This window comes from Virgibacillus sp. DJP39 (genome assembly GCF_049310925.1).
Classification (GTDB): domain Bacteria; phylum Bacillota; class Bacilli; order Bacillales; family Amphibacillaceae; genus Virgibacillus_F.
Map to the genome: position 1 here is coordinate 45,876 of NZ_JBMERP010000006.1, position 24,822 is coordinate 70,697.

Annotated in this window: 21 protein-coding genes; 4 read left to right on the top strand and 17 right to left on the bottom strand. The window is 38.5% G+C overall.

Features of this window, described 5'->3' with window-relative positions; all coding sequences use genetic code 11:
* The first annotated feature begins 8 nt into the window (after positions 1–8).
* The 3 genes from namA to ACOI1D_RS04035 all read left to right on the top strand — a co-directional run bounded on the left by namA (position 9) and on the right by ACOI1D_RS04035 (position 3,438).
* Positions 9–1,025 carry an NADPH dehydrogenase NamA gene (namA, locus tag ACOI1D_RS04025; protein WP_422499409.1) on the top strand — a complete coding sequence of 339 codons (1,017 nt, stop codon included), beginning with the start codon at positions 9–11 and terminating at the stop codon, positions 1,023–1,025.
* Positions 1,026–1,036: 11 nt separating this feature from the next.
* On the top strand, positions 1,037–1,963 hold the full coding sequence (gene rnz, locus ACOI1D_RS04030) for a ribonuclease Z (protein ID WP_422499411.1): 927 nt from the start codon (positions 1,037–1,039) through the stop codon (positions 1,961–1,963).
* 104 nt (positions 1,964–2,067) lie between these two features.
* Positions 2,068–3,438 (top strand): aldehyde dehydrogenase, encoded by a 1,371-nt coding sequence (locus ACOI1D_RS04035; protein ID WP_422499413.1) that lies wholly within the window; start codon positions 2,068–2,070, stop codon positions 3,436–3,438.
* A gap of 39 nt (positions 3,439–3,477) precedes the next feature.
* Here ACOI1D_RS04035 and ACOI1D_RS04040 read toward each other — a convergent pair whose 3' ends face one another.
* From ACOI1D_RS04040 to ACOI1D_RS04110, 15 genes are all read right to left on the bottom strand, one after another.
* Positions 3,478–5,112 (bottom strand): peptide ABC transporter substrate-binding protein, encoded by a 1,635-nt coding sequence (locus ACOI1D_RS04040; protein ID WP_422499508.1) that lies wholly within the window; start codon positions 5,110–5,112, stop codon positions 3,478–3,480.
* 590 nt (positions 5,113–5,702) lie between these two features.
* Entirely contained in the window at positions 5,703–7,457 is a 1,755-nt protein-coding gene (locus ACOI1D_RS04045) for an acyl-CoA dehydrogenase family protein (protein ID WP_422499415.1), read from the bottom strand.
* 21 nt (positions 7,458–7,478) lie between these two features.
* Entirely contained in the window at positions 7,479–8,258 is a 780-nt protein-coding gene (locus ACOI1D_RS04050; RefSeq protein ID WP_422499417.1) for an enoyl-CoA hydratase, read from the bottom strand.
* 1 nt (position 8,259) lies between these two features.
* Positions 8,260–9,138 (bottom strand): 3-hydroxyacyl-CoA dehydrogenase family protein, encoded by an 879-nt coding sequence (locus tag ACOI1D_RS04055; RefSeq protein ID WP_422499419.1) that lies wholly within the window; start codon positions 9,136–9,138, stop codon positions 8,260–8,262.
* Positions 9,139–9,166: 28 nt separating this feature from the next.
* Positions 9,167–10,768 (bottom strand): long-chain-fatty-acid--CoA ligase, encoded by a 1,602-nt coding sequence (locus ACOI1D_RS04060; protein ID WP_422499421.1) that lies wholly within the window; start codon positions 10,766–10,768, stop codon positions 9,167–9,169.
* Positions 10,769–10,853: 85 nt separating this feature from the next.
* Positions 10,854–11,828 carry a quinone oxidoreductase family protein gene (locus tag ACOI1D_RS04065; RefSeq protein WP_422499423.1) on the bottom strand — a complete coding sequence of 325 codons (975 nt, stop codon included), beginning with the start codon at positions 11,826–11,828 and terminating at the stop codon, positions 10,854–10,856.
* Between the two features lie 31 nt (positions 11,829–11,859).
* The gene (locus tag ACOI1D_RS04070; protein ID WP_422499425.1) at positions 11,860–12,927 is read right to left on the bottom strand and encodes a phosphotransferase family protein; all 1,068 of its coding nucleotides are present in this window, start codon (positions 12,925–12,927) and stop codon (positions 11,860–11,862) included.
* A gap of 64 nt (positions 12,928–12,991) precedes the next feature.
* On the bottom strand, positions 12,992–13,567 hold the full coding sequence (locus ACOI1D_RS04075) for a TetR/AcrR family transcriptional regulator (RefSeq protein ID WP_422499427.1): 576 nt from the start codon (positions 13,565–13,567) through the stop codon (positions 12,992–12,994).
* A 56-nt stretch (positions 13,568–13,623) separates the two neighbouring features.
* Entirely contained in the window at positions 13,624–14,397 is a 774-nt protein-coding gene (locus ACOI1D_RS04080) for an SDR family oxidoreductase (protein WP_422499428.1), read from the bottom strand.
* Between the two features lie 15 nt (positions 14,398–14,412).
* On the bottom strand, positions 14,413–15,621 hold the full coding sequence (locus ACOI1D_RS04085) for an acyl-CoA dehydrogenase (RefSeq protein WP_422499430.1): 1,209 nt from the start codon (positions 15,619–15,621) through the stop codon (positions 14,413–14,415).
* Positions 15,622–15,740: 119 nt separating this feature from the next.
* Entirely contained in the window at positions 15,741–16,988 is a 1,248-nt protein-coding gene (locus ACOI1D_RS04090; RefSeq protein WP_422499432.1) for a DNA polymerase IV, read from the bottom strand.
* A 102-nt stretch (positions 16,989–17,090) separates the two neighbouring features.
* On the bottom strand, positions 17,091–18,215 hold the full coding sequence (locus ACOI1D_RS04095; protein ID WP_422499434.1) for a M20/M25/M40 family metallo-hydrolase: 1,125 nt from the start codon (positions 18,213–18,215) through the stop codon (positions 17,091–17,093).
* A 507-nt stretch (positions 18,216–18,722) separates the two neighbouring features.
* Complete coding sequence (locus ACOI1D_RS04100; RefSeq protein ID WP_422499436.1) at positions 18,723–20,273, bottom strand: acyl-CoA carboxylase subunit beta; 1,551 nt, start codon at positions 20,271–20,273, stop codon at positions 18,723–18,725.
* A 2-nt stretch (positions 20,274–20,275) separates the two neighbouring features.
* Positions 20,276–21,097: a methylmalonyl-CoA epimerase gene (mce, locus tag ACOI1D_RS04105; protein WP_422499438.1), complete on the bottom strand. Its 822-nt coding sequence runs from the start codon at positions 21,095–21,097 to the stop codon at positions 20,276–20,278.
* 15 nt (positions 21,098–21,112) lie between these two features.
* Positions 21,113–22,768 carry an acyl-CoA mutase large subunit family protein gene (locus tag ACOI1D_RS04110; protein ID WP_422499440.1) on the bottom strand — a complete coding sequence of 552 codons (1,656 nt, stop codon included), beginning with the start codon at positions 22,766–22,768 and terminating at the stop codon, positions 21,113–21,115.
* A 125-nt stretch (positions 22,769–22,893) separates the two neighbouring features.
* On the opposite strand from ACOI1D_RS04110, the gene prli42 reads away from it, so the two are divergent.
* Positions 22,894–23,034, top strand: coding sequence for a stressosome-associated protein Prli42 (gene prli42, locus ACOI1D_RS04115; RefSeq protein WP_422499442.1), 141 nt, complete (start codon positions 22,894–22,896; stop codon positions 23,032–23,034).
* Between the two features lie 147 nt (positions 23,035–23,181).
* On the opposite strand, the gene ACOI1D_RS04120 is transcribed toward prli42, so the two are convergent.
* The gene (locus tag ACOI1D_RS04120) at positions 23,182–24,177 is read right to left on the bottom strand and encodes an aromatic acid exporter family protein (protein ID WP_422499444.1); all 996 of its coding nucleotides are present in this window, start codon (positions 24,175–24,177) and stop codon (positions 23,182–23,184) included.
* 177 nt (positions 24,178–24,354) lie between these two features.
* Positions 24,355–24,786 carry a BrxA/BrxB family bacilliredoxin gene (locus ACOI1D_RS04125; protein WP_422499509.1) on the bottom strand — a complete coding sequence of 144 codons (432 nt, stop codon included), beginning with the start codon at positions 24,784–24,786 and terminating at the stop codon, positions 24,355–24,357.
* Between the last annotated feature and the right edge of the window lie 36 nt (positions 24,787–24,822).

Genomic DNA, 24,822 nt, shown 5'->3' on the forward strand with positions numbered 1-24,822 from the left:
ATTTTCATATGAGTAAATTATTTTCAACCACTACGTTTCAAGGGATAACACTTAAAAACAGAATTGTTATGTCACCAATGTGCATGTACTCATGCTTTGAGGAGGATGGTAAAATAACTCCGTTTCATATGACACATTATGTATCGCGCGCTGTAGGTCAGGTAGGGTTAGTGATTACAGAAGCAACAGCTGTACAGCCTGAAGGTCGCATTTCCCCGCAGGATTTAGGAATATGGGAAGACGAACATGTGGAAGGTTTGAAGCAATTAAACGTGCAGCTGCATGCAAGCGGTACAAAAACAGGAATCCAACTGGCTCATGCCGGGAGAAAAGCTCAATTGGAAACAACCATTTCTGCACCATCCGCCCTATCATTTAACGAGGACTTTAAAGTACCTAAGGAAATGTCGACAGAGGATATTAAAGCCACTATTAAGGCTTTTACTGAAGGTGCCAGAAGATCAAAAGAAGCAGGTTTTGATTTACTCGAATTGCATGGCGCACACGGTTATTTAATCAATCAATTTTTATCACCATTAACAAATAAACGTACTGATTCATATGGCGGTTCCCGTGAAAATAGATACCGGTTTCTATCTGAAATTATTGAGGCCGTAAAAACAGAATGGGATGGTCCTGTTTTTGTACGAATATCAACAGATGAATATAATCAAGAAGGAAATACACTTGATGACTTTTTCTATTTTACAGAAGAAATGAAAAAACAGGGTGTCGATTTAATTGATTGTAGTTCGGGCGGGGTTGTACCAGCAAAAATTTCTACATATCCGGGTTACCAGGTTCCACGGTGTGAAGCAATTAGAAAAGAAGTATCCATTGCAACTGGTGCTGTAGGACAGATAACAACTGGTATTCAAGCAGAAGAGATTTTGCAAAACGGACGGGCAGATTTAATTATTATTGCGCGTGCCCTACTGAGAAATCCTTATTGGGCAAAAGAAGCTGCAGATGAATTAGGCGTTGTAATTGATGCTCCTACTCAATATATACGTGGTTGGAAATAGGAGGGTAATTCATGGAACTAATTTTTTTAGGAACAGGGTCTGGTGTACCATCTAAAGAAAGAAATGTCTCATCCTTAGCTTTAACCTTACTTCAGGAGCAAAATAGTATCTGGTTATTCGATTGTGGGGAATCAACACAACACCAGATATTGCGGACACCGATTCGACCAAGAAAAATAAATAAAATTTTCATTACCCATTTACACGGAGACCATCTATTTGGACTGCCTGGTTTATTAAGCAGTAGATCGTTCCAAGGTGGGGACAGCTTATTAACTATATACGGCCCTAAAGGTATCAAAGAGTATGTCGATACAAGTCTCAAGATAAGCAGTTCACATCTAACGTATCCAATTGAATTTGTTGAACTCTCAGAAGGAAAATTGTTTGAAGATGATCAATTTAAGGTATACAGTAAAAAACTGCATCATGGCGTTGCTAGTTACGGATTTCGGATTGAAGAAAAAGATAAACCAGGTGAATTACTCGTTGAAAAGTTAAAAGAAAAAGGTATCATGCCTGGCCCAATCTATCAACAGATTAAAGAGCAGGAGACAACAATTCTCTCAAATGGTGACAACATCTCCAGAAAGGATTTTCTAGGTTCCGATAAAAAAGGCCGGACACTTTCTATTTTAGGAGATACACGTAACACAGAAAAAAATGCAGAATTTGTATCAGGTTCAGATATATTGGTGCATGAAGCTACATTTAACCATGAAAGTGAGCATTTAGCGAACGAATATTTTCATACAACAACTACACAAGCAGCAAGCTTAGCTAAAAGTGGTGCAGTTCATTCACTTATACTAACGCATATTTCGTCACGCTATCAAAAAAAAGACTATCAGAGTCTTTTATCTGAGGCGCGATCTATTTTTCCAGCTACAACGCTTGCTCATGATTTTCTTACAGTACATGTTCCTAACAAAAAATAATTAGAAAACTTGGCTTATCGCCAAGCCTTTGTGGCCACTTAGTTGCACTTATGCAGTAAGAAAGGATTTATACTTTCTTAACTGCCAGAAAAAGGAGATGTATCATGAATCACTATGAACTATTAGTAAGTAACCAGCGTTCTTTTTTCAAATCTGAAAAGACATTGCCATACAGCTTTCGTAAAGAACAATTAGAGAAGCTGAAAAAAATGCTGAAAATTCATGAGAAAGAAATCTATCATGCTCTTAAAGAGGATTTAAACAAATCTAGCTACGAGACATTAACAACTGAGATTGGCTTTTTATATAGTGAGATAGATGTTACCTTAAAAAATCTAAAAGAGTGGATGAAGGAGAAAAAGGTTGACACACCGATCACACATAAAGGTTCCAAAAGTTATATAGTTCCAGAACCATATGGAGTAACGCTTACAATCGCACCATGGAATTATCCGCTTCAACTAGCAGTGGCCCCTGTAATAGGAGCACTTGCTGCTGGTAACACAGCGATAATAAAACCATCAGAATTCACACCAGCAACGTCCGGATTGCTTGCCAAAATGATGGGTTCAACTTTTGATCAAAACTATCTGGCAGTTGTTGAAGGTGCTAAAGAAACAACTCAGCGTTTACTCGAACTGCGATTTGATTATATTTTCTTTACAGGAAGTACAAACGTAGGAAAAATTATTATGCGACAGGCGAGTGAACACTTGACGCCTGTTACGCTTGAACTTGGAGGAAAAAGTCCTGCGATTGTAGATAAGGACGCCAATATCGATTTAGCTGCGAAGCGAATTGTATGGGGTAAATTTACTAATGCGGGTCAAACCTGTGTTGCCCCAGACTATTTGTACGTCCATGAAAAAGTGAAACAAAAGTTAATGAAGTCGATGAAAAAACAAATTAAATCCTTTTATGGTAAAAATCCTATCAATAATGAAGAATACGGTCATATTATAAACAGAGATCATTTTGACCGTTTATCAGGTTTATTAGCCGATGGAGAAACGATTCATGGTGGAAAGACAGATTCAGAGGTTCGTTCTATTGAACCAACAATAATAGACGGTATTGCCTGGGAAGACGCCATTATGCAAGAAGAAATTTTCGGACCACTGTTACCTGTTCTAACCTTTTCAAAGCTAGAAGAAGCAATTAGCGTTTTGAAAGATAAGGAAAAACCGTTGTCTCTTTATTATTTTGGCGAAAATAACAAGTCACAACAAAGAATTTTGGATAGTTTGTCATTTGGTGGTGGATGTATTAACGACACACTTTACCACTTGGCAAATCCTTACCTTCCTTTTGGAGGTGTTGGAAACAGTGGCATGGGGTCTTATCATGGTCATAACAGCTTTGACACTTTTTCCCACAAGAAAAGCATTTTGAAGCAAACAACCTTATTTGATATTCCTTTGCGCTACCCTGGAAGTAAGCTAGCACATAACATTACGAAACGTATAATGAAGTAAAAAAATCTCACACCTTCTTGTAGGGTGTGAGATTTTTATTTATTTTTGGATATCAATCCATTTTAAGTTATCTGCTCCAACCTTATAGGTTACAAAGTTTTTTAAATAACTCTTCTGTAAGAACGCTGAACCATCCTGGTAAAGTGGTATTAATACAGCACTGTCCTTGATTAACATTTTTTCAGCCTTTAGCATAGCTTTCCAGCGTTTTAATGGTTCGTTTGCCATACTCCCTTTTGCGCCCAATACAAGGCGGTCATACTCTTTGTTTGAATAACCTGTATGGTTACCTGGACTATCTGTTATGAATAAATTTAAATAGGTAAGCGGATCATGGTAATCACCGCTCCAACCAGTCATAATCATTTCATAATTTTGTCCCACATTTGCTGCAATACTAGCTTTTGGAGTAAGATTCTTTATTTTAATAGTCAAGCCAGGAAGATTATTTTCTAACTGGTACTTTATATTTTCTGCCAATTGCTTGGATGTACCTGAGTCTGAGCTAATTAGGGTAATTTCGAGCTTATCCTTACCAAGCTCCTTTAACCCTTTTTCCCAGTAATTCTGTGCTTCATTTAGGTCATAATAAGTAAGGTCACCATTTTCTGCACGGAAATCCTCGCCAGTCTCTGGATTATCTGCCAGTCCTTTAGGCACATTCCCCTGGGCAACAATTGATCCATTATTAAGAATGGAGTTTACTAGCTTATCTTTTTCAAGAGCCAGGTTCATTGCTTTACGGATGTTTAAATTTGCTAAATTAGTTTTTTCTCCGTTTTTACCCTGGTTCATCTTTATATAAGAGGTTGCACCAGTTAAAAAGGTATGATATTCGTCATTACTTCTGTATTTATCTACATATTCACCGGTTAATTTAACACGGTCAAGCTTCCCTTCTTGATACAAACTTACTGCCGTACTTGTGTCTTTTACAACATTCACCCGTATTTCATCAACATTTACTGCCTCTTTATCCCAGTAATTTTGGTTCTTTTTGTACGTCCAAGAATCACCAGTGCCATTCCAGTCAGTCAGCACAAATGGTCCATTATAAAGTGTATGCTTACTGTCAGATGCATACTTACCATCTTGTTTCTTTATAAATTCCTGTGGTTGCGGAAAGAAAATAGCGGTAGTCAATAATTCTTTGAAAAAAGGAACTGGATTTTCAAGTGTTACTTTTAATGTCTGATCATCAAGAGCTTCTACACCAAGAGAATCTGCAGATTTCTTACCTTTTAAAATTTCCGATGCGTTGGCGACAATTTCCTCAAATTGGGGACCGTAAGCTGCACCTGTTTCTGGATCTACTGCCTTTTTCCACGCATATTCAAAATCGTGTGCAGTTATAGGTGAACCATCTGACCATTTAGCATCTTTACGAATTTTGAAGGTATACACCTTGTTGTCCTCGCTCACTTTTGGTTCTTCTGCCGCAAGCGCTAATTCTGGATTTCCATCCTTATCCAAGCGGTACAGCCCTTCAAAGACCTGGTTTATAATGGAAAAACTAAAACCATTATCTGCTAAAATTGGATCCAGTCCAGGAATTACACCTGGGGCACTCAAGTAAACTACCTTTTCTTCATTTTTGGAATCATTTGTAGTACTTGACGACTCATTACTTGCATCCTGGTTACTGCAAGCAGCCAATGCTAATGAAAGTATCATTAGAATAGGTAAAATTTGTTTTATGTATTTCAATAGTTAACCCTCCTCAAATTTTCAATCAACGCTTTACATTATATAAGGGATTAACAGAAAAATACAACTAGAAAAGTTTACTATTATAATTTGAGGCTTTTTTTAATATTATTGTTTATACACAAAATCTATAAACTGCGACGTTACTTACCGCTACGGAAATACACTACGCTTTCCACGGGAGGCTGGTGAGCCTCCTCGTGCTTTCGCACTGCGGGGTCTCACCGATGCCTTTTCCTCCCGCAGGAGTCTCCGTGTATTTCCTTCGCTAGCAATGTGTTAAACAAGACCATCATGATAAAAACCTTTGTACGGATTGATTGAAGCGTAGGGCAGTCGACTCCTGCGGGAACAGCGCGAGCTGAAGACCCCACAGCGGTGGTTTTCCGCGAGGAGGCTGAGGCCGTGCCCGCGGAAAGCGACTGCCTGAAGCGGAAATCAGCGCAGTAGTTACGTCGCAATTTGTATCAACTGCGAGGGTTATGGAACAACAAAGCTTATGAAAAGAGCTTAATCAGAAAACGCTGTCATATAAAATGCCAGCGTTTTCTTTGAAATTAAATTCTATATTCTCCTTGTTCATAAATAGTGGCTGCGATCATTCGATTTCTGTTAATAGAGTCTGCGAATTGATAGGATAGTAGTATAGAAAAAATCCGGTCCCTCAGTTCTGTATTACTTTCCAGCAACTCCTGATCTAATTCCCTTACAGTTATAATAGCTTGGTTTATTGCTTCTTCAACCGAAAGTTCCATTAAAAAATGCTTGTGTGTACGGTTGTTTTCCGAATCTGTACTTTTTCTTGTCCGAAATACCACTGATTCTGTTGCATATAATTGGATAGCAAGATCAGAAAGTTTCATCAACACCTCTTGCTGTGTTTCTAAATCCTTGCCAAACTTCTTACGTGCAAGTTCCACTAACACGAGATAAATTGATCGTAAATCTTGTACAAGCCCAATCTGCTTATCTTCATTTACAGCTGGCTCTTTTTCTGACAATCTTAGAAAAGCATCTTTAACAGCTTGTTCATAAGGAAGTAAGCCTTTTAATGACTTTTTCAAAAATTGCCCAGTCAAAAGCAGTCGATTAATTTCATTTGTTCCCTCAAAAATCCGATTTATTCGTGAATCACGATACATTTGCTCGATACGATATTCACTGATGAATCCTGCACCGCCATGCAGTTGTAGACCCTCATCAACTAAAAAGTCTAATGTTTCTGAACTGTACACTTTGCAAACTGCACACTCCATTGCGTATTCTGAGAGACCTGCAATAGTTTCTGCTCGGTCCGATTCATCGTTTAGTTCTCCAAGTGCACGTTCTAACAACATAGACGTCCGGTATTGTAATGATTCTGCAGTATAAATACGTGAAGCCATCTTAGCTACCTTTTCCTTAGAAGCTCCAAATTCAGCCAATGTCTGGCCAAACTGTTTTCTCCCATTTATATGAGTAACTGTATTTTTTAATGCATGTTTAGAAGCCCCAACACAAGCTGATCCAAGATTAAATCTGCCTAGGTTTAGCACTGTAAATGCTATAATATGACCTCTGCCAATGTCCCCTAGAAGATTCTCAACCGGAACCTCACAATCCTCTAAAATAACAGACCTGGTCGACGAGCCCTTAATACCCATTTTCTTTTCTTCTGGACCAAGCTTTAGCCCTGGAAAATCTTTTTCAACAATAAAGGCCGTGAAATGCTGACCATCTATTTTTGCATAAACAATAAATGTATCAGAAAAAGCTGCGTTAGTAATGTATATTTTTGTACCGTTTAATAGGTAATACGATTTGGATTCATTTAATACAGCAGTAGTCTTCCCTGACATTGCATCTGATCCAGCATCAGGTTCAGTTAAACAATAAGCCCCAATAAACTCCCCACTCGCAAGTTTAGGCAAATATCTCTTTTTCTGCTCATGCGTACCAAAATAGGTTATAGGTAGTGTGGCTATACAAGTATGATTCGAATGTGCAACACCGTAGCTTCCAGTGCTTCCAACCTGTTCACCAACAATCCCCTTGCTAACCTTATCGAGTCCAAGTCCTCCATATTCTTCCGGAATACTGTGTGCGAGTAAACCCAGACTTCCTGCTTTTTTCAAAAGATTTACAACGAGGTCAAAGTCCTGGTTCTCGATTGCCTTATAATTTGGTTCAACTTCTCTCGTTGCGAATTGCTTAGCAGTCTTCAGAATCATTTTATGTTCATCTGTTAAATCTTCCGGAAAAAATAGGTCTTCTTCTTTTATTTGATTTACTAAAAATGAACCACCAGGAATCCCTGTCATTAATTTAGCCAATCCTCTGTCCCTCCCGTCTTGTTACTTATGCTTAAAGTTTGGTTTTCTTTTACCAATAAAGGCTTCTACACCTTCTCTAACATCTTCCGTTTGAAATACTTCACTAAATAACGTTGCTTCTCGCTCAATGCCGTCTGATAGAGTCATATCCAAGCCTTCATCAACAGCACGCTTAATTCTGGACAGGGACTGCAGCGATTTACCAGCTATTTGGGAAGCTAGTTTTATTGCAGTCTCCAAGCCTTCCCCAGTTGAAACAACTTGATTTACCAATCCTATTTTTTCTGCTGCTTCTGCACTAATTGGCTCACCGGTATACATCATTTCCTTCGCTTTGGCCTCGCCCACTAGTCGTGGAAGTCGTTGAGTTCCACCACCACCCGGGAACAATCCAAGCTTTACCTCTGGAAACCCAATTGTTGCATGTTCTTCTGCAATTCGAATATCAAACGTTAGGGTTAATTCACATCCCCCTCCAAAAGTAAGTCCATCTAGTACCGCTATTGTAGGCTTTGGTAAATTATCCACTTCATTTAGCATGGCATGTATTTCCATAACCTGCGTACGCATTTCAGGATTTCCAATCATATTTGGAAATTCTTTGATATCTGCTCCAGCCATAAATGCTTTTGTTCCTGCCGAATTTAAAACCACACATACAACCTCATCATCATTTTTTATTTCACCAATTATTTCTTGCATTTCCTGCTGTACCTGTCTGCTCATTACATTTAATGGAGGGTTATCAATTGTGATCACTGCGACCCCATTATCTTTTTTACACGACACCAATTGTGGCATTTTATTTCCCTCCTGTACTGTAATCATACCAGCCTTTACCAGTCTTGCGTCCAAGAATTCCTGCTCGAACTTTTTTCTCAACTGATTTTGCTGGTTTATCTTTTGGATCACCCGTTTCCTGGTAAAGCTGCAGGTTTCCATAATAGCCAACATCAATACCAGAGAGATCCATTAATTCAAAAGGTCCAATAGGATGCTTTAGAGCCTTTTTGGTAATCAAATCAATATCCTTAAAGTCTGCATACCCTTCTTCATATAAATACAAAGCTTCCTTTGAGATTGCAAACAACAATCGATTTGCTATAAATCCATATATTTCCTTTTCTAAAAGAATCCCGGTTCTACCAATTCTTTCACAGAAATCCAAAGCTGTTTGTGCTGTTTCTTTTGATGTTTGCTCGCTCATAACCACTTCCACACAATCCATTACTAGCGGTGGATAGAAAAAGTGCATGTTTAGCACCTTTTCTGGTCTGCTTGTAACTTCTGCAAGTTTGGAATTTACAATCGTTGAACTGTTAGTTGCTAGAATTGTATGTCCAGATACTAGTTTATCAAGCTTTGAGAAAACCTCTTGTTTAACGTCCAGTTTCTCAACTACCGCTTCAATGACTAAATCAACATCTTTAACGGCATCTTTCATTTTTGTTGTAAGATGGAGCCTTGCAAATGCCTCATCCTTCTTTTGTTCTGTAATTTTACCCTTTTTCACCCAATTGGCCATATGCCCTTCCAGTGTATCACGAGCCTGATTAAGTGCCTGTTCTTCAATATCCTGAAGATGTGTTTCAAACCCGCCTAAAACGCACAGCATTGCTATTTGATGCCCCATAGCGCCTGAACCGATAACTGCTACATTTTTTATTTGTCGGATTGCCATAATAACAACTCCTAATAAAAACTGACTTTTATTTTGCTTCTTCTCTAATTGCTCTTCGAAGGATCTTCCCTACATTTGTCTTTGGAAGCTCTACTCTGAATTCAATAACTCGAGGTACCTTATAAGCCGCCATATTTTTCCTGCAGTAATCGATTAATTCTTCTTCACTGCATGCCATACCATCTTTTAATACGGCTACAGCTTTAACTGTCTCTCCACGGTAAGGATCAGGGATTCCGACTACCACAGCCTCCTGAACAGCAGGATGCTCGTAAATAATTTCTTCTACATCACGCGGATAAATATTGTAGCCGCTCGCAATAATAAGGTCTTTTTTACGATCTACAATGAATACGTATCCATCTTCATCCATATGGGCTATATCACCTGTATAGAGCCATCCATCACGTAAAGTTATTGCTGTTTCTTCAGGCATGTTCCAGTAGCCCTTCATGACTTGTGGTCCCTTAACTACTATTTCACCTATTTCACCTATTGGAAGCTCTCTTTTGCCTTCCTCTAAATCAACAATTTTGTAATCAGTAGTCGGAATACCTATACCAACGCTTCCAGGTTTTCGTTCTGAGAACATTGGATTACAATGGGTCACTGGTGCGCTCTCTGAAAGTCCATATCCTTCCAGAATCTTAGCTCCGGTTTTCTTCTCAAATGACCGAAGTAACTCGCCTGGCATAGGAGCGCTTCCACTGTTACAAAGTCTAATACTATCAATTCCATATTGTTCTGCTTTCGGATGACTTGTCAAAGCAACGTACATTGTTGGTACCCCCGGAAAGGAGGTAGGCTTTAAATCTTTTATTGTTTGCAGAACCTCCTCAAGGTCGAATCTAGGTAACATGATACTCATAGAGCCCGTAAAGATTGATAGATTCATACATGAAGTCATTCCAAACACGTGAAAAAGAGGTATTACAGTGAGATACCGATCCTTACCCATCTCTATTCCATCCTTAAAATACTCATACGTCTGCATTACGTTTGCGAGTATATTACGATGCGTCAGCATAGCGCCCTTTGACCTACCAGTAGTTCCACCTGTGTATTGTAAAACTGCTACATCCTCTGAAGGATTGATTTGCACTGGTTGTGGAGGCCTGGTTGCTTGTTTAAGAAAATCTGTGAACCCAACAGCTATACTATCTTCGGTGTCTCTACCAGCTAAATTAACCTTTATAACGTGTTTAACGGACGTGTTATCGATAATCTGATTTAAAACAGGAAGTAATGGTTCATATATTACAATCGTTTCTGCCCCAGAATCAGTTAAAATATGTTCAAGTTCTTTCCCAACTAGCATAGGATTTACCTGCGTAACGACTCCACCTGCCTGTAACGTCCCGTAATAACTTATTACATACTGTGGGCAGTTAGGAAGCATCAGTGCTACACGATCTCCTTTCACAAATTCATTTTGCTGTACCGATGATGTGAATGCTCCTGCCCTAGTCGCAAGTTCTTTATAGGTCATTTCATTTCCATAAAAATGTAAAGCTGGATTGTCTCCATATTTGGCTATTGTTCTATTAAACATGTCTGAAAGTGATTCATCTGGTATCTCAAGGTTGTATTGAATATGTGCAGGATAATGTTTTGTCCATACCTTTTCCATTTTATAATTCCTCCCTTAAAATAAAACCATTTGACAACGCTTACATCTTTTTCTTCCTGTTGCAACAATAGTCATACTATACATTTTATGGTGTTAACACTAACTTTCCTTTTGTTTTCCTTCCCTGTAGCAGCTCATGAACCTTAGCCGCATCAGATAATGGGTAGACCCCTCCTATCATTAATTTGATTTGACCTGTGTTTACATATGACAGCAGTTCTTGTAGACTAGCTTGAAATAAAGCAGGCTTTCTCATGATTTGTGGAAGGAAAAAGCCGACCACGGATTGATTACGTTTCATCAAACTTGCTGGATAAAACTTGGCTTGCTCTCCACTTGCTGATCCATAGATTACTAACCTGCCAAAAGCAGCTAAACAGTTTACTGTTTTATTAAATATCTCTCCTCCAACCATTTCAAGAGCTACATCAACCCCTTTCCCATCAGTGTATTCAAGAACCCTGTCTTCCCAGCCTTCCTCCGAATAATTAACAAGATAATCTGCACCCATTTTTTTGGCAAAGTCAAGCTTTTCAGGGGTACTGGCAGTAGCGATAACCTTACCAGCGCCAAACAGTTTAGCTAATTGAACTGCAAGGGAACCAACTCCACCAGCGGCTGCATGAATTAACACTGTCTCACCCTTTTCCAAGCGCCCCATCGTTTTTAATATGTGGTAGGCGCTTAACCCTTGCAGGGGAATTGCAACCGCTTTTTCAAATTTCATTCCTTCTGGTATTGGAATTAATGAACTCGAATGAACAGCTACGTATTCTGTATATCCCCCCGACTCTATTAAGGTTACAACCCGCATACCCTTTTTGATACCTTTAACGCTATGACCAACTTCTGCAACAACACCAGCTACCTCTGCTCCTGGAATAAACGGTAACTCTGTATGTACTACATACTGTCCCTCTCTCCGTGCTGTGTCCGCATAATTAACACCAATCGCTTTCACATCAATTAACACGTCGTGTTCGTCAATTTGTGGCTTTTCCAATTCGATAACGTTCAGGACATCAGGTCCACCATACTCTTCAAGTTGAATTGCTTTCATGAATAATACCTCCTATAATTAGCAAAAGGTTCTATTTATCTTTGGCTGTCTGTAATGCATATTGAATTAAGTTTGTAATAAATTTATCGAAATCAGCAAATCTCGGATCACTTGTTTGTCCACTTTTATATCGAAAATAAATCTGCTGACAAATAACTGCAAGCTTAAAGTATGCAAAGGTCTGATAAAAATGGATGTTGGAGACGTCACGACCACTTTTCTTCTCATAGTCCATCAGAAATTCTTTTCGGGTAAAAAAACCTTCCTTTACTGTAACAGGAGGTTTTCCAAGTCCTCGCTTCAACAGTTCTGGGTCATCTGATTGAATCCAATAGCTTAGTGTTGCTCCTAGATCGGCTAATGGGTCTCCTACAGTTGTCATTTCCCAATCAAACAACCCAGTCATTTCACTTAAATCATCCGAAAACATAGCATTGTTCAGTTTATAATCATAATGAATAATTGTTGGTTGTGGAGAAACGGGAATGTTGGATTCAAGCCATTTCATGAGTTGCACAACCTTAGGAATTTCATCGGTTTTAGAACGTTCATATCTTTTAATCCAGCCACCGACCTGACGGGTCATAAATCCATCTGGTTTAGAAATATTTACTAATCCCGTTTTTGTATAATCAATTGCATGTAACTCCACTAATTTATCTACCATCAATTCAGATACTTTTCTCCCAAAATTTCTATCATACGTTAATTCATCAGGGATCTTAGTATCTAGCACGATTCCTTTCCTGCGTTCCATGACGAAAAAGGGGCTTCCAACAATGCGTTTATCGTCTGAGAATAGATAAGGCTTGGGTGCCGTTTTATAGATTGGATTTAAACTGGATAAAATTTTAAATTCCCTTTCCATATCATGTGCTTTAGGTGCCACTGGACCAAGTGGTGGTCGCCTTAGTACAGCTTCCCATGAGTCAATCTTCAGCGAATATGTCAGATTGGAGTGCCCTGTACCGAATTGCTTTATTTCTAACTGTCCATCAGGAATCCCCTTGAGGTTCTTCTGTAGAAAACTACGTACAGTTTCATTATTCAATTCTTCACCGTTTCGAACATCTATTGTGTCATTATACGAAGCACTCATTCTAATCCTCCTTCTGACCATTCTTACATTATATTCTGTTCTTTATTTTGATATAACCAGGGTACTATACAGATTTAGAGCTTGCGATTCCTGTCAGAATCATATCAGAATATATTTGCACCAACTCCTCAGGTGCTACATCCCCAGTTGTTTTATACCAGTTATAGCTCCAATTCGTTACACCTAAGATAGCAAATGCAAGCATATCTGGGCGTAAATCTTCTCGAAATTCGCCATGGATACTTCCTTCTGACACAACTTTTTCTATATTTAGTCTGAATTGGTTTCGCTTTTGTTTGATACTTTCTATATTTCCACTGGTTAAATTCCTAACTTCTCTAAAGAAAACACGTGCACTAGGGCCTTTTTCGGCAATATCTGTGATTAACAGGTGAATAATTCCCATTAATTTTTCTTTATGTTTTAAATTTTCATTATCGATAATACGATGCTGCCTTGCTAATAGATTTGTAATGTAATCATCGTGGATATCCATAAGTAACTGTTCTTTACTCTCAAAATAATAATAGAATGTACCTTTTGTTACACCTAACGAATTTACAATATCCTGAATAGAAGTCTCGCTAAAACCTTTTTTTTCAAATAATAAAATACTTTGTTCCGTTAGTTTATCTTTCATATGAAAACCTCTTCTAGTATATTATTTTTTCTAATTTACATTTTAATTCTCAGAATCTATAAAGCATTTGCCCCACCATCAACTGCTAATATATCTCCACTAATATAATCTGATGCCTTAGAGGCAAGGAATAATGCGGCACCTTTTAAATCCGTATCACTTCCTAACCGATTCAGTGGTGTTCCTTCCAGAATCTTGTCTTTCCCGTTGTCAATTAATCCTTTCGACATCTTTGTTGAGAAAAAGCCAGGTGCAATAGCATTTACATTGATGTTGTACTGTCCCCATTTGGCTGCCAGGTCCTTGGTGAACGTCATTACCGCACCTTTACTTGTGTTATATCCGATTGTATCCATGTAACGCGGATCTGTTCCTCCAAATCCGGCAACAGAGGAAATATTTATGATCTTGCCACTTTTTTGATTGATCATTACTTTTCCAACTTCCTGACTCATCAAAAACGTTCCAGTTACGTTAACATTCATTACTTTCTGCCACGCTTCAACCGGCATGTCCACCACAGGAGCGCCCCATGTCGCACCACTGTTATTCACTAAAATATCAATGGAACCAAAGTGAGCTTTTGTTTCATTAACTACTTTCCTTATATCATCCTGGTTTGTAACATCGCATGCAAAGGCGAGTGAATCAACACCTAGTTTCTTTATCTTATTACTCATTTCCTGACATGCTTCAAGCTTACGTGAGCATACAACAACATTAGCTCCCGCTTCAGCAAAACCTAGTGCAATTTGTGCACCTAGGCCCCTTCCGCCACCAGTCACAATTGCCGTTTTACCTTCCAATTTAAATAAATCTAATACATGCATTCTAGTAGTCCCCTTTTATACATATTTTTTTAGTTCTAATTTCGCTATCTGTTGACGATGGACTTCATCAGGACCATCGGCTAAGCGTAGAGTTCGTGCATTTGCCCAATGTGCAGCAAGGGTATAATCATTGCTGACACCTGCTCCTCCAAATGCTTGAATTGCACGGTCAATTACACGTAAGGCCATACTTGGAGCAACGACTTTTATCATAGCAATTTCTGTTTTCGCGGCTTTATTGCCAACCGTGTCCATCATATATGCTGCTTTAAGTGTTAATAGTCTTGCTTGCTCAATATCAATTCTTGAGTCAGCGATCCATTCCTGGACAACTCCCTGTGCCGCTAACTTTTTACCGAACGCTTCCCGATTTTGAACACGCTTACATAAATCTTCAAGTGCTCGCTCTGCTGTACCAATTAAACGCATGCAATGATGAATTCTACCTGGTCCTAGACGCCCCTGTGCAATTGCGAATCCTTTCCCTACATCCCATATCATATTAGTGGCTGGAACTCGGACATTTTCATAAGTGATTTCAGCATGACCATGTGGTGCGTGATCATAGCCAAACACTGGAAGCATTCGTTCTATTTTCACCCCTGGTGTATCTACCGGGACAAGTATCATAGATTGTTGTTCATGACGTGCAGCAGACGTATCACTTTTTCCCATTACAATTGCAATTTTACACCGTGGATCACCAGCACCGGATGACCACCATTTTCGGCCATTGATTATATATTCATCGCCATCTTTGATAATACTTGATTCAATATTCGTTGCATCGCTTGATGCGACATCAGGTTCTGTCATCGAAAAGCAAGATCGAATATCCCCATTAAGAAGTGGTTCCAGCCATTGCTGTTTTTGTTCCTGTGTTCCATAACGATCCAACACTTCCATGTTGCCAGTATCAGGAGCATTACAATTAAAAACTTCGGGCCCAATCATGGAACGACCCATTATTTCACAAAGTGGAGCATACTCCTGATTAGTTAATTCTGCTCCATTTTCACTTTCCGGTAAGAACAAATTCCAAAGTCCATTTGCTTTAGCTCTGTGTTTTAACTCTTCCATAATTGTCGGAACAGAATCCCAACGAGTTTCTTGCTCATTTAATTGTTCCTCGTACTTTTTCTCATTAGGATAAACATGATCTTCCATAAATTCACTTAATCTTTTTTGTAATTCAATAACTTTGTTCGAATACGAAAAATCCATTTGTTTCATCCCCTAAAATTCAAATTACGCTCTATACTAACCGGATAGTATGTTCAGAATATTTTATTTTATTATAGAAGAAAAAAAGGATAAATGCAAACATTTATCCCGTATTCCTCTTACTGTTTGTAATCATCCAAAAAGTCTTTTTGAAAGCTAGTTGTCGGTTGATCAATATAGTTTTCCTTATTAAGTTTTTTAAAAGGATTTTTTCCATATTTTGTAGATAACTCGTCAATTACAGAATAGAGTTTTTCCTTTTCTGCTATTTTTTCATAGGTGAACAAATCCAATTGCTGGGCGATATGTTGTTTTTCCTCTGCTTCCTGTACAGTAATACCTAGTAGCCTGATAGGATCTAAATTCCAATGTTTTTGCAGTAAGCTATTTGCAACGTCCAGAATCTCTTCTTTTGTTTCAATATAAGCCTGCAGCTTCTTACTTCGTGTAATCGTTTTTAAATCATGGTACCGAATCATAAGTTGTATACTGCGTCCTGCAGCATTCTTCCGTTTCAACCGTCGTTCTACATTCTCAGCAAGGGCGTGCATTAACTTGCGAATCTCTACTTCACTAGTCGTATCATTAGGGAGGGTCTGGGAGCTGCCAATACTCTTGAACTCGTGAACTGCATCGGGGTCAACTGGCCTTGTATCAACTCCATTTGCTCGATTCTTTAACCTTTCGCCATTAATTCCTAATTTCTGTTTTAATTGATAAACATCTGTATTCGCTAAATCACCAATTGTATTTATAGAAACTTTATTTAATTTATCGGCAGTTTTTTCACCTATCCCATACATTTCGCCAACAGGAAGTGGCCATAGTTTCTTTTGTAAATCTCGTTTTCTTAAAATAGTAATTCCCATTGGTTTCTTCATATCTGATGCCATTTTAGCCAAAAATTTGTTAGGCGCGATTCCGATACTACATGGTAAATCTAATTCTGTTTTTATTTTTTGCTGAAGGTTTTCTGCTATTTCTATGGGGGTGCCAAGATCCTGACACTCAGAAATATCCAAATATCCTTCATCAATAGATACTGGTTGCACATACGGAGTAATTTCTGCCAGCATTTTGAACATTTCCTTAGAAGCCATTCGATATCGATCAAAGTTTGGACGCATCACGATAAGATTTGGACAAAGTTTACGCGCTTCCCATAGAGGCATAGTTGTTTTGACACCTTTTGCTCTTGCTTCGTAACTACTCGTTACAATAATCCCTCTACGTTCTTCTGGATTTCCAGCGATCGCCAGTGGCTTCCCTTTAAGCTTTGGGTTATAAGCAATTTCCACTGAAGCATAGAAACAATTCATATCAATATGAAAAATAACCCGCCCTTTTTTCGGATACCATTCTGACATTTGTAACACCCTTTTCCCGAACTGTTGTTTCTATAACAATTATACCATACTAAACAAAAACCCTCATAATAGAAAACTATTACAAGGGCTTGCGTTTCTCAACTATTTAGCTGTTTCTTGAACTATTGCAGTAATATATTCTGCAATCTTAATGAGATCATTTACAGCAATCTTTTCATTTGTTGTATGGATATCCTCATAACCAACGGCTAGATTAACAGTTGGAATGCCATGTCCAGCAATAACATTTGCGTCACTACCTCCACCACTGGTTAATAATTCACTTTCTACACCAATAGATTTAGCAGCATTTCGTGCAATTTCTACAACCTGATCACCAGCCACGTGTTTAAATCCGGGGTACATAATCTTAACATTAACCTCAGCTGTTCCACCATATTCTTTTGCAGCGGATTCGAAAGCTTGCTTCATCTTTTCCACTTGTTTTTCCATTTTCTCAGGTACCAATGAGCGGGCTTCCGCTAAAATTTCCACATAGTCACACACAATATTTGTTTGTTGTCCACCTTCAAAACGGCCAATATTCGCAGTGGTCTCGTCGTCAATACGGCCTAACGGCATTTTGGCAATCGCCTTCGCAGCCAGTGTAATTGCTGACACTCCTTGTTCTGGGGCAACACCAGCATGTGCTGTTTTGCCTTTCATGATTGCAAACAGTTTGGCTTGTGTTGGCGCAGCAACAATAATATTGCCAACTTTTCCATTGCTGTCAATAGCATAGCCATATTTTGCTTTTATTAAAGTTGGATCGAGTGCCTTAGCCCCGACTAGTCCTGACTCTTCACCAGCAGTAATAATAAATTGAACATCTCCATGATCAACATTGTTTTCTTTTAGCACACGAATCATTTCAAATATTGCGGCTAGCCCAGCCTTGTCATCAGCACCTAAAATAGTAGTGCCATCAGACTTAATATAACCACTTTCAATAAATGGTTTTATTTTTTTACCCGGAACAACTGTATCCATATGTGAGGTAAAGTAAATTGGGTCGACATTTTCTTTTGTACCCTTCAATGTACAGATTAAGTTTCCGGCACCATGTCCAGTGATTTCTTTGCTGTTATCTTCTATCACATCTAGTCCCAGTTCTGTAAACTTCTTTTTTAATACCTCTGCAATATTAGCTTCATGTTTTGTTTCAGAATCTATTTGTACTAGCTCCAAAAATTCTTCCACAAGTCTTTCATTATTTACTGTAATCATAGTTGCCTCCTGAATATGTTTAATTTAGCTTTTAACGTAAATTTTGTTGCTCTTTATCTTCTCAGTTGATACAACGCTATAGAATACACATTCCGTGGATGCGGGAGGCTCCTGGTGCTACGTAATCAACTGTTATCCGAGAAAATCGACCGTCACGGACCCGAAATCAACCGTCGTGACCTGAGAATCAACCGTTATCCGAAAGTATCAACCGTCGCAGCCCGGGAATCAACCGTTACACGAAAATATAAACCGTCGCTTCGGAAATACACTCGCTTTCCATGGTGAACGCTTCAGCCTACTAGTGACCTAGTGAAGGCAGAAAACGTAGACTCCTGCTTAGAACAGCACGCGTCCGAAGACCCCGGAAGAAGCGCTCTTTGCTTCTGAGGAGACTGAGGCCGTGCCCGCGGAAAGCGAAGTATTCTGCCGGAATGGTGACAAAAGTATTTACTACGTCGCAGTTTATAAATTTTCTGTCAACAATAATTTATAAAACACCTTGTTTTATAACGGGATGTTTCCGTGTTTTTTCTTTGGACGTTCTTCTTGCTTATTATAAAGCATTTCTAACGCTTGAATCAGTTTTACGCGAGTTTCCCGTGGATCAATAACATCATCAATCATACCAAGACCAGCAGCAATATATGGATTAGCAAACTTTTCACGATAGGTATCAATTTTATTCTGCCTAGTAGCCTCTGGATCTTCACTTTCTGAGATTTCTTTAGCAAAAATAATGTTGGCTGCACCTTCAGGACCCATAACTGCTATTTCCGCGTTTGGCCATGCATAAACAAGGTCTGCCCCAATAGATTTACTGTTTAGTGCAACATAAGCTCCACCAAATGCTTTTCTTGTTATAACTGTAATTTTAGGGACTGTCGCTTCAGAATAAGCGTAAAGGATTTTGGCTCCATGACGAATGATGCCACCATGTTCTTGTTTAACTCCTGGAAAAAACCCGGTAACATCCTCAAAGGTAATCAACGCGATATTAAACGAATCACAAAAACGGATAAATCGAGCAGCTTTATCACTAGAATCAATATCGAGTCCACCAGCTAAATATTTTGGCTGATTACATACAAGTCCAACAGTTTGTCCATTAATTTGGGAAAAGCCAACTACAATATTTTTTGCAAAATCTTTATGTATCTCGAAAAAACTGTCCTTGTCCACGACTTGTTCAATAACTCGCTTAACGTCGTAAGGGCGTGTTGAATCAAATGGAACAATATCTGTTAGCTCATCCCTAACATTATCGTCCACTTCTTCTAACTTTTTCAAGGCCGGTTTTTCTTGATTATTCGCAGGTAGATACGCAAGTAAGTCACGGACCGCATCCAGTGCTTCTTCTTCAGTTGAGGCTTTTATATGTGCATTTCCGCTCTTGGAATTATGTACATCTGCGCCACCTAACCCTTCAGAAGTTATCTTTTCTCCTGTGACTGTTTCAATCACCTTTGGACCAGTTATAAACATTTGAGATGTTTTTTCAACCATTATTACAAAATCTGTGATTGCTGGTGAGTAAACAGCTCCCCCTGCACTTGGTCCAAGGATTACCGAAATCTGAGGAATCACGCCTGAATAAATTGAGTTCCGATAAAATACCTGACCATACCCATCAAGTGATGATACTCCTTCTTGAATCCTAGCGCCTCCGGAATCATTTAGACCAATAAAAGGTACACCATTTTTTGCAGCCAGATCCATAACTGCCGCTATTTTTTTACCGTGCATCTCCCCCAGAGCACCACCGTAAACAGTGAAATCCTGGGCAAACAAATAAATTGGCTTACCATTTATTTTACCGTACCCTGTTACAACACCTTCACCTTTTGCACTAGATGTATCCATTCCATAGCCAGATTCCCTATGTTCCATAAAAGGGTTTAATTCAACAAATGACCCATCATCCAAAAGATAGTCGATGCGTTCTCTTGCAGTCTTTTTACCCTTTGCATGTTGTTTTTCAATACGTTCATCACCACCGCCAAGTTCAACCTGTCTCCGCTTATCGTACAACTCACTTATTTTATCAAAAATATCCATACTTACTCACTTCCCTTTACTGGTTGACTCAATTCAAATAAGACGCCACCTGCTGCTTTTGGGTGAATGAAAGCAATTTCGCTATTATGTGCACCAGGCTTTGCTTGTTCGTTAATTAGCTTAACACCATCTGCTTTGTACTGTTCTAGTCTTGCTTTGATATTGTCCACTTCTAATGCAATATGGTGAATCCCTTCACCTTTTTTATCGATAAATTTTTGAATTGCTGAATTTACTGATAAAGGCTCTAACAACTCAAAACGTGTTTCTCCAATTTTTAAAAATGCTACTTTGACATCTTCTGAGTCTACTGTTTCTACTCCTTCAAGCTCAAGCCCTAGTGTATGAGAATAAAATGGCATAGCTTGATCTATTGATTGAACAGCTATCCCGATATGGGCAATTTTTGCAGGCTTCTTAACAACTGTCGAATCAGGGTCTACTAATTGTTTAATATAGTTTGCGAGTACATCAGTAGAAGATCCACTTGTGAAAATTTGATCAATTCCTTTTTCCTTCAAAAATGGGATATCTTCAGTAGGGATAACACCGCCTCCTACAACTGGAATATCACTTGCATTTCGTTTCACAAGCTCTTCTACTACTTTAGGAAACAATGAGCGATGCGCTCCAGACAAGGAGGAAAGTCCAATGACATCAACATCCTCCTGCACCGCAGCCTGGGCAATTTGTACAGGTGTTTGTCTAAGCCCAGTATAAATAACTTCCATTCCGTGATCACGTAATGCTTGTGCAATAATTAAAGCTCCCCGGTCGTGTCCATCCAACCCCGGCTTTGCAATTAATACTCGAATTTTACGCATGTGTCTCTCCCCTTCTTACATTCCTGTGTATTCACCAAATTCATCTCGTAATACGTTACAAATTTCCCCAACTGTCGCGTACGCTTTAACAGCTTTAAGTATATGCGGAATTAGATTTGCATCTTGAATTTTTGCTTGTTCTCCCAATGTGTGAAGCAATTTATCTACTCTTTCCTGATTTCGTTCCTGACGAATCTTTGCAAGTGAATCAATTTGTGCTTGCTCCAATGCCTCGTCAACCTTTAATAGATCAGGATTCACTTCCTCTTCCAACCGATATTTATTCAAACCTACAATTACTTCTTCTTCTCTTTCGATTTGTTTTTGTGTTTCATAGGCGTTGTGATGAATTTCACGCTGCATAAAGCCCTCTTCAACTGCCTGTACTGCGCCACCTATATCTTTTATTTGCTGTAAGTATTTATTTACTTCCTCTTCCATCTTGTTTGTTAGTTCTTCTACATAATAGGAACCACCCAGCGGATCAACAGTATCAGCAACTCCACTTTCATTTGCAATTATTTGTTGTGTGCGAAGCGCTATCCGAGCAGACTCTTCAGTTGGTAATGACAATGCTTCATCACGGGAATTAGTATGCAAACTTTGTGTTCCTCCCATTACAGCCGCAAGGGCCTGCAATGTAACACGAACAACATTATTATCTGGTTGCTGTGCTGTAAGCGTAGATCCACCTGTTTGAGTGTGAAAACGCAATTTCCAGCTTTTTGGATCTTTTGCATGATATTCTTCTTTCATAATTTTAGCCCAGATTCGACGTGCAGCGCGGAACTTTGCAATCTCTTCGAAAAAATTATTATGTGCGTTAAAGAAAAAGGCTAGTCTTGGCGCAAAAGCATCGATATCCATACCTGATTCTAGTGCAGCATCAACATATGCCATGCCATTTGCAATTGTAAATGCCAATTCCTGTACCGCTGTTGAACCAGCTTCTCTAATATGGTATCCAGAAATACTTATCGTGTTAAATTTCATTTCTTTTTCCTGGCAGTATTGGAAAATATTAGTTATAAGGCGCATGGATGCTTTTGGTGGATAAATGTATGTACCGCGAGCAATATACTCTTTTAAGATATCATTTTGAATCGTCCCAGTTAATTTTTCAATCGGAACTCCCTGCTTCTCACCAACTGCAATATACATACATAAAAGTACCGATGCAGGTGCATTAATTGTCATCGATGTACTTACCTGATCAAGTGGAATTTTATCCAACAACTGCTCCATGTCATGAAGGGAATCTATAGCTACGCCTACTTTTCCAACCTCTCCCTCAGACATTATGTCGTCAGAATCATACCCTATTTGTGTTGGTAAATCAAAAGCAACGGATAACCCTGTTTGACCTTGTTCCAACAAATACCTGAATCGTTTATTTGTCTCTTCGGCAGAACCAAATCCCGCATATTGCCGCATGGTCCAAAATCTACTGCGATACATGGTTGGCTGGATACCACGTGTAAATGGATATTCCCCTGGAAAACCAATTTCACCTTCATATTTTTCATTAACTTCTGGATAATGTAATCTTTCAACTTCTATTTCTGATGATGTGGTGAAACTATTCTTTCGTTCGGGAAAGCGCTTAATTGTTTTGTCTACTGATTTATTCCATCTTCCCTCTGCTGAAGAGTTAGATTCGTTATTATCCATATGGTATTGGCCCCCAATATAATTATTAATGTATATTTTTAAGACTAATTCTTCAAATTCACTTGTCCAAACACATAAAAAAAGATAAAATATAACTAGTAATGGTTTCTTAAGGAGGATTAACTGTGGCTAACAATCAAACTAAAACGCATACGCATAGAAAACCGTCTAAGCGAGACCGTAGATTAAAAGTAATTATCTACATTATGATACTTGCTATGGTATTAACAACAGTAACTACTGGTTTAGCACTTTTTGTAAACTAACAATAAATAATTCGAGTAAAGCCGGGATAACTTATCCCGGTTTTATTATTGTTTAGGAAACTATAGATTTCAAAGGCTGTTGATTCGGCAATAAACAGCTATTAAAACTATTATTTTTTTAAAATCTTCTGCTATCCACTTATTAGGTCAACCTCTACCAGAGCGAGCGGATTGCACTTTTGTTTTTTTACTTACTACGTCACTCTCTTTAAATTTCTTTTTGATAATCAGATAATCCTCTATTTCTCGAAGTAATCGAAACAGATTAGCTCTTGTTTCAAATTCTTCCCTTGTTGTTGGCAATTCTTCATTGTCAAATTCAATCTGTAATTCATTCAGCCTATCCAAGAAAATAGAAGCCGTATTACCAGGATGAACTGCTTTAGATAACCTTTCAAAAAATAATGAGATAGTGACGGATAAATGATCGGTTTTAGGCAGTTTACTTACTAGTGGCAACATTTTTTTCAAAAGCTCAAATTGTTTTTTACGCATCTTAAAATAATCATAATAAGGGTGGTTTGATCGTAACAAATGGTTCTCTCGATCAAGCGATACGAGGTTGTCAGCCTCTTCCAGAATTTCTTCTGTTCTAGTTAATTCCTTCCCATCCCAAATTACATCTTTATCACATATGTATAGCGAAATTTCCTTTAGAATCACCTGAAAATTATCTTCTAATTCAACTTGTTTCTTTTTAAGTTTATTATCTAAACTAGGCATATATAGATTTAATAGTAGTGCAGTACCAACACCCACGATAATGAGTAAAAATTGATCTACAATAAATGCTAAAGAGATTTGCCCAAGGCTATACAGGTTTAAAATAATAACAGAACTTGTTGCAATACCAGGTGAAATATTCAGATAAACAGTAATCGGAATAAATAATGCGAAAACTAATCCTACCACAACTGTATTGTAGCCCATTGTTTCAAAGAACACGTATGAAAACAATATTGCAATCGTACACGCTAAAAATCTGTGCCATGCACTTAAAACAGATTTTTTTCTTGATGGTTGTATACACAATAAAGTTAGTATCCCTGCTGAAAGAAAATTGGTTAAACCTAGTACCTGAGCAATCGAAATTGCAAGCGGAGTACCGATCGCAGTTTTTATAGTTCGATAGCCAATTTTCAAAGTAAATTCTCCTTCTTCTTTAAGTCAGACTCTGTGGTTAATCCATCTAGTTTGACGAGCATTAAACCTCTTGGATAAAGGGAGATTATCTATACCCGAACTAGCCAGCTTAGTTAAGCTTAAGAAAATGAGGCTGACCCGAAAAAATAGAGACAGCCTCATCATTACTAGATTGAATTATACTTCTTCACAGTTTTCGTCAAATACTTTTTGAAGTTTACCTACTACGTCTACAGCTGTAAACCCTTCAATATCATGACGCTCTAACATAGTAACAATTTTTCCATCTCTTAAAAATGCAAATGATGGAGATGAAGGTGGGAATCCTTCGAAATATTGACGTGCTTTTTCTGTAGCTTCTTTATCTTGTCCTGCGAAAACAGTTACAAGATGATCAGGTCGCTTATCGTAATGTATTGCATTAGCTGCTGCAGGTCTAGCAACGCCACCAGCACAACCACATACTGAGTTAATCATTACCAGCGTAGTGCCTTCTCGTTTCATTGCAGAATCTACGTCTTCTACTGTTGACAACTCTTCATATCCTGCTTCTCTTATATCTGAACGTGCGACATCAACGACATCGTTCATAAATAGGTTAAAGTCCATTTGAACATCCATCCCCTTTTAATTAGTAGTATCTAA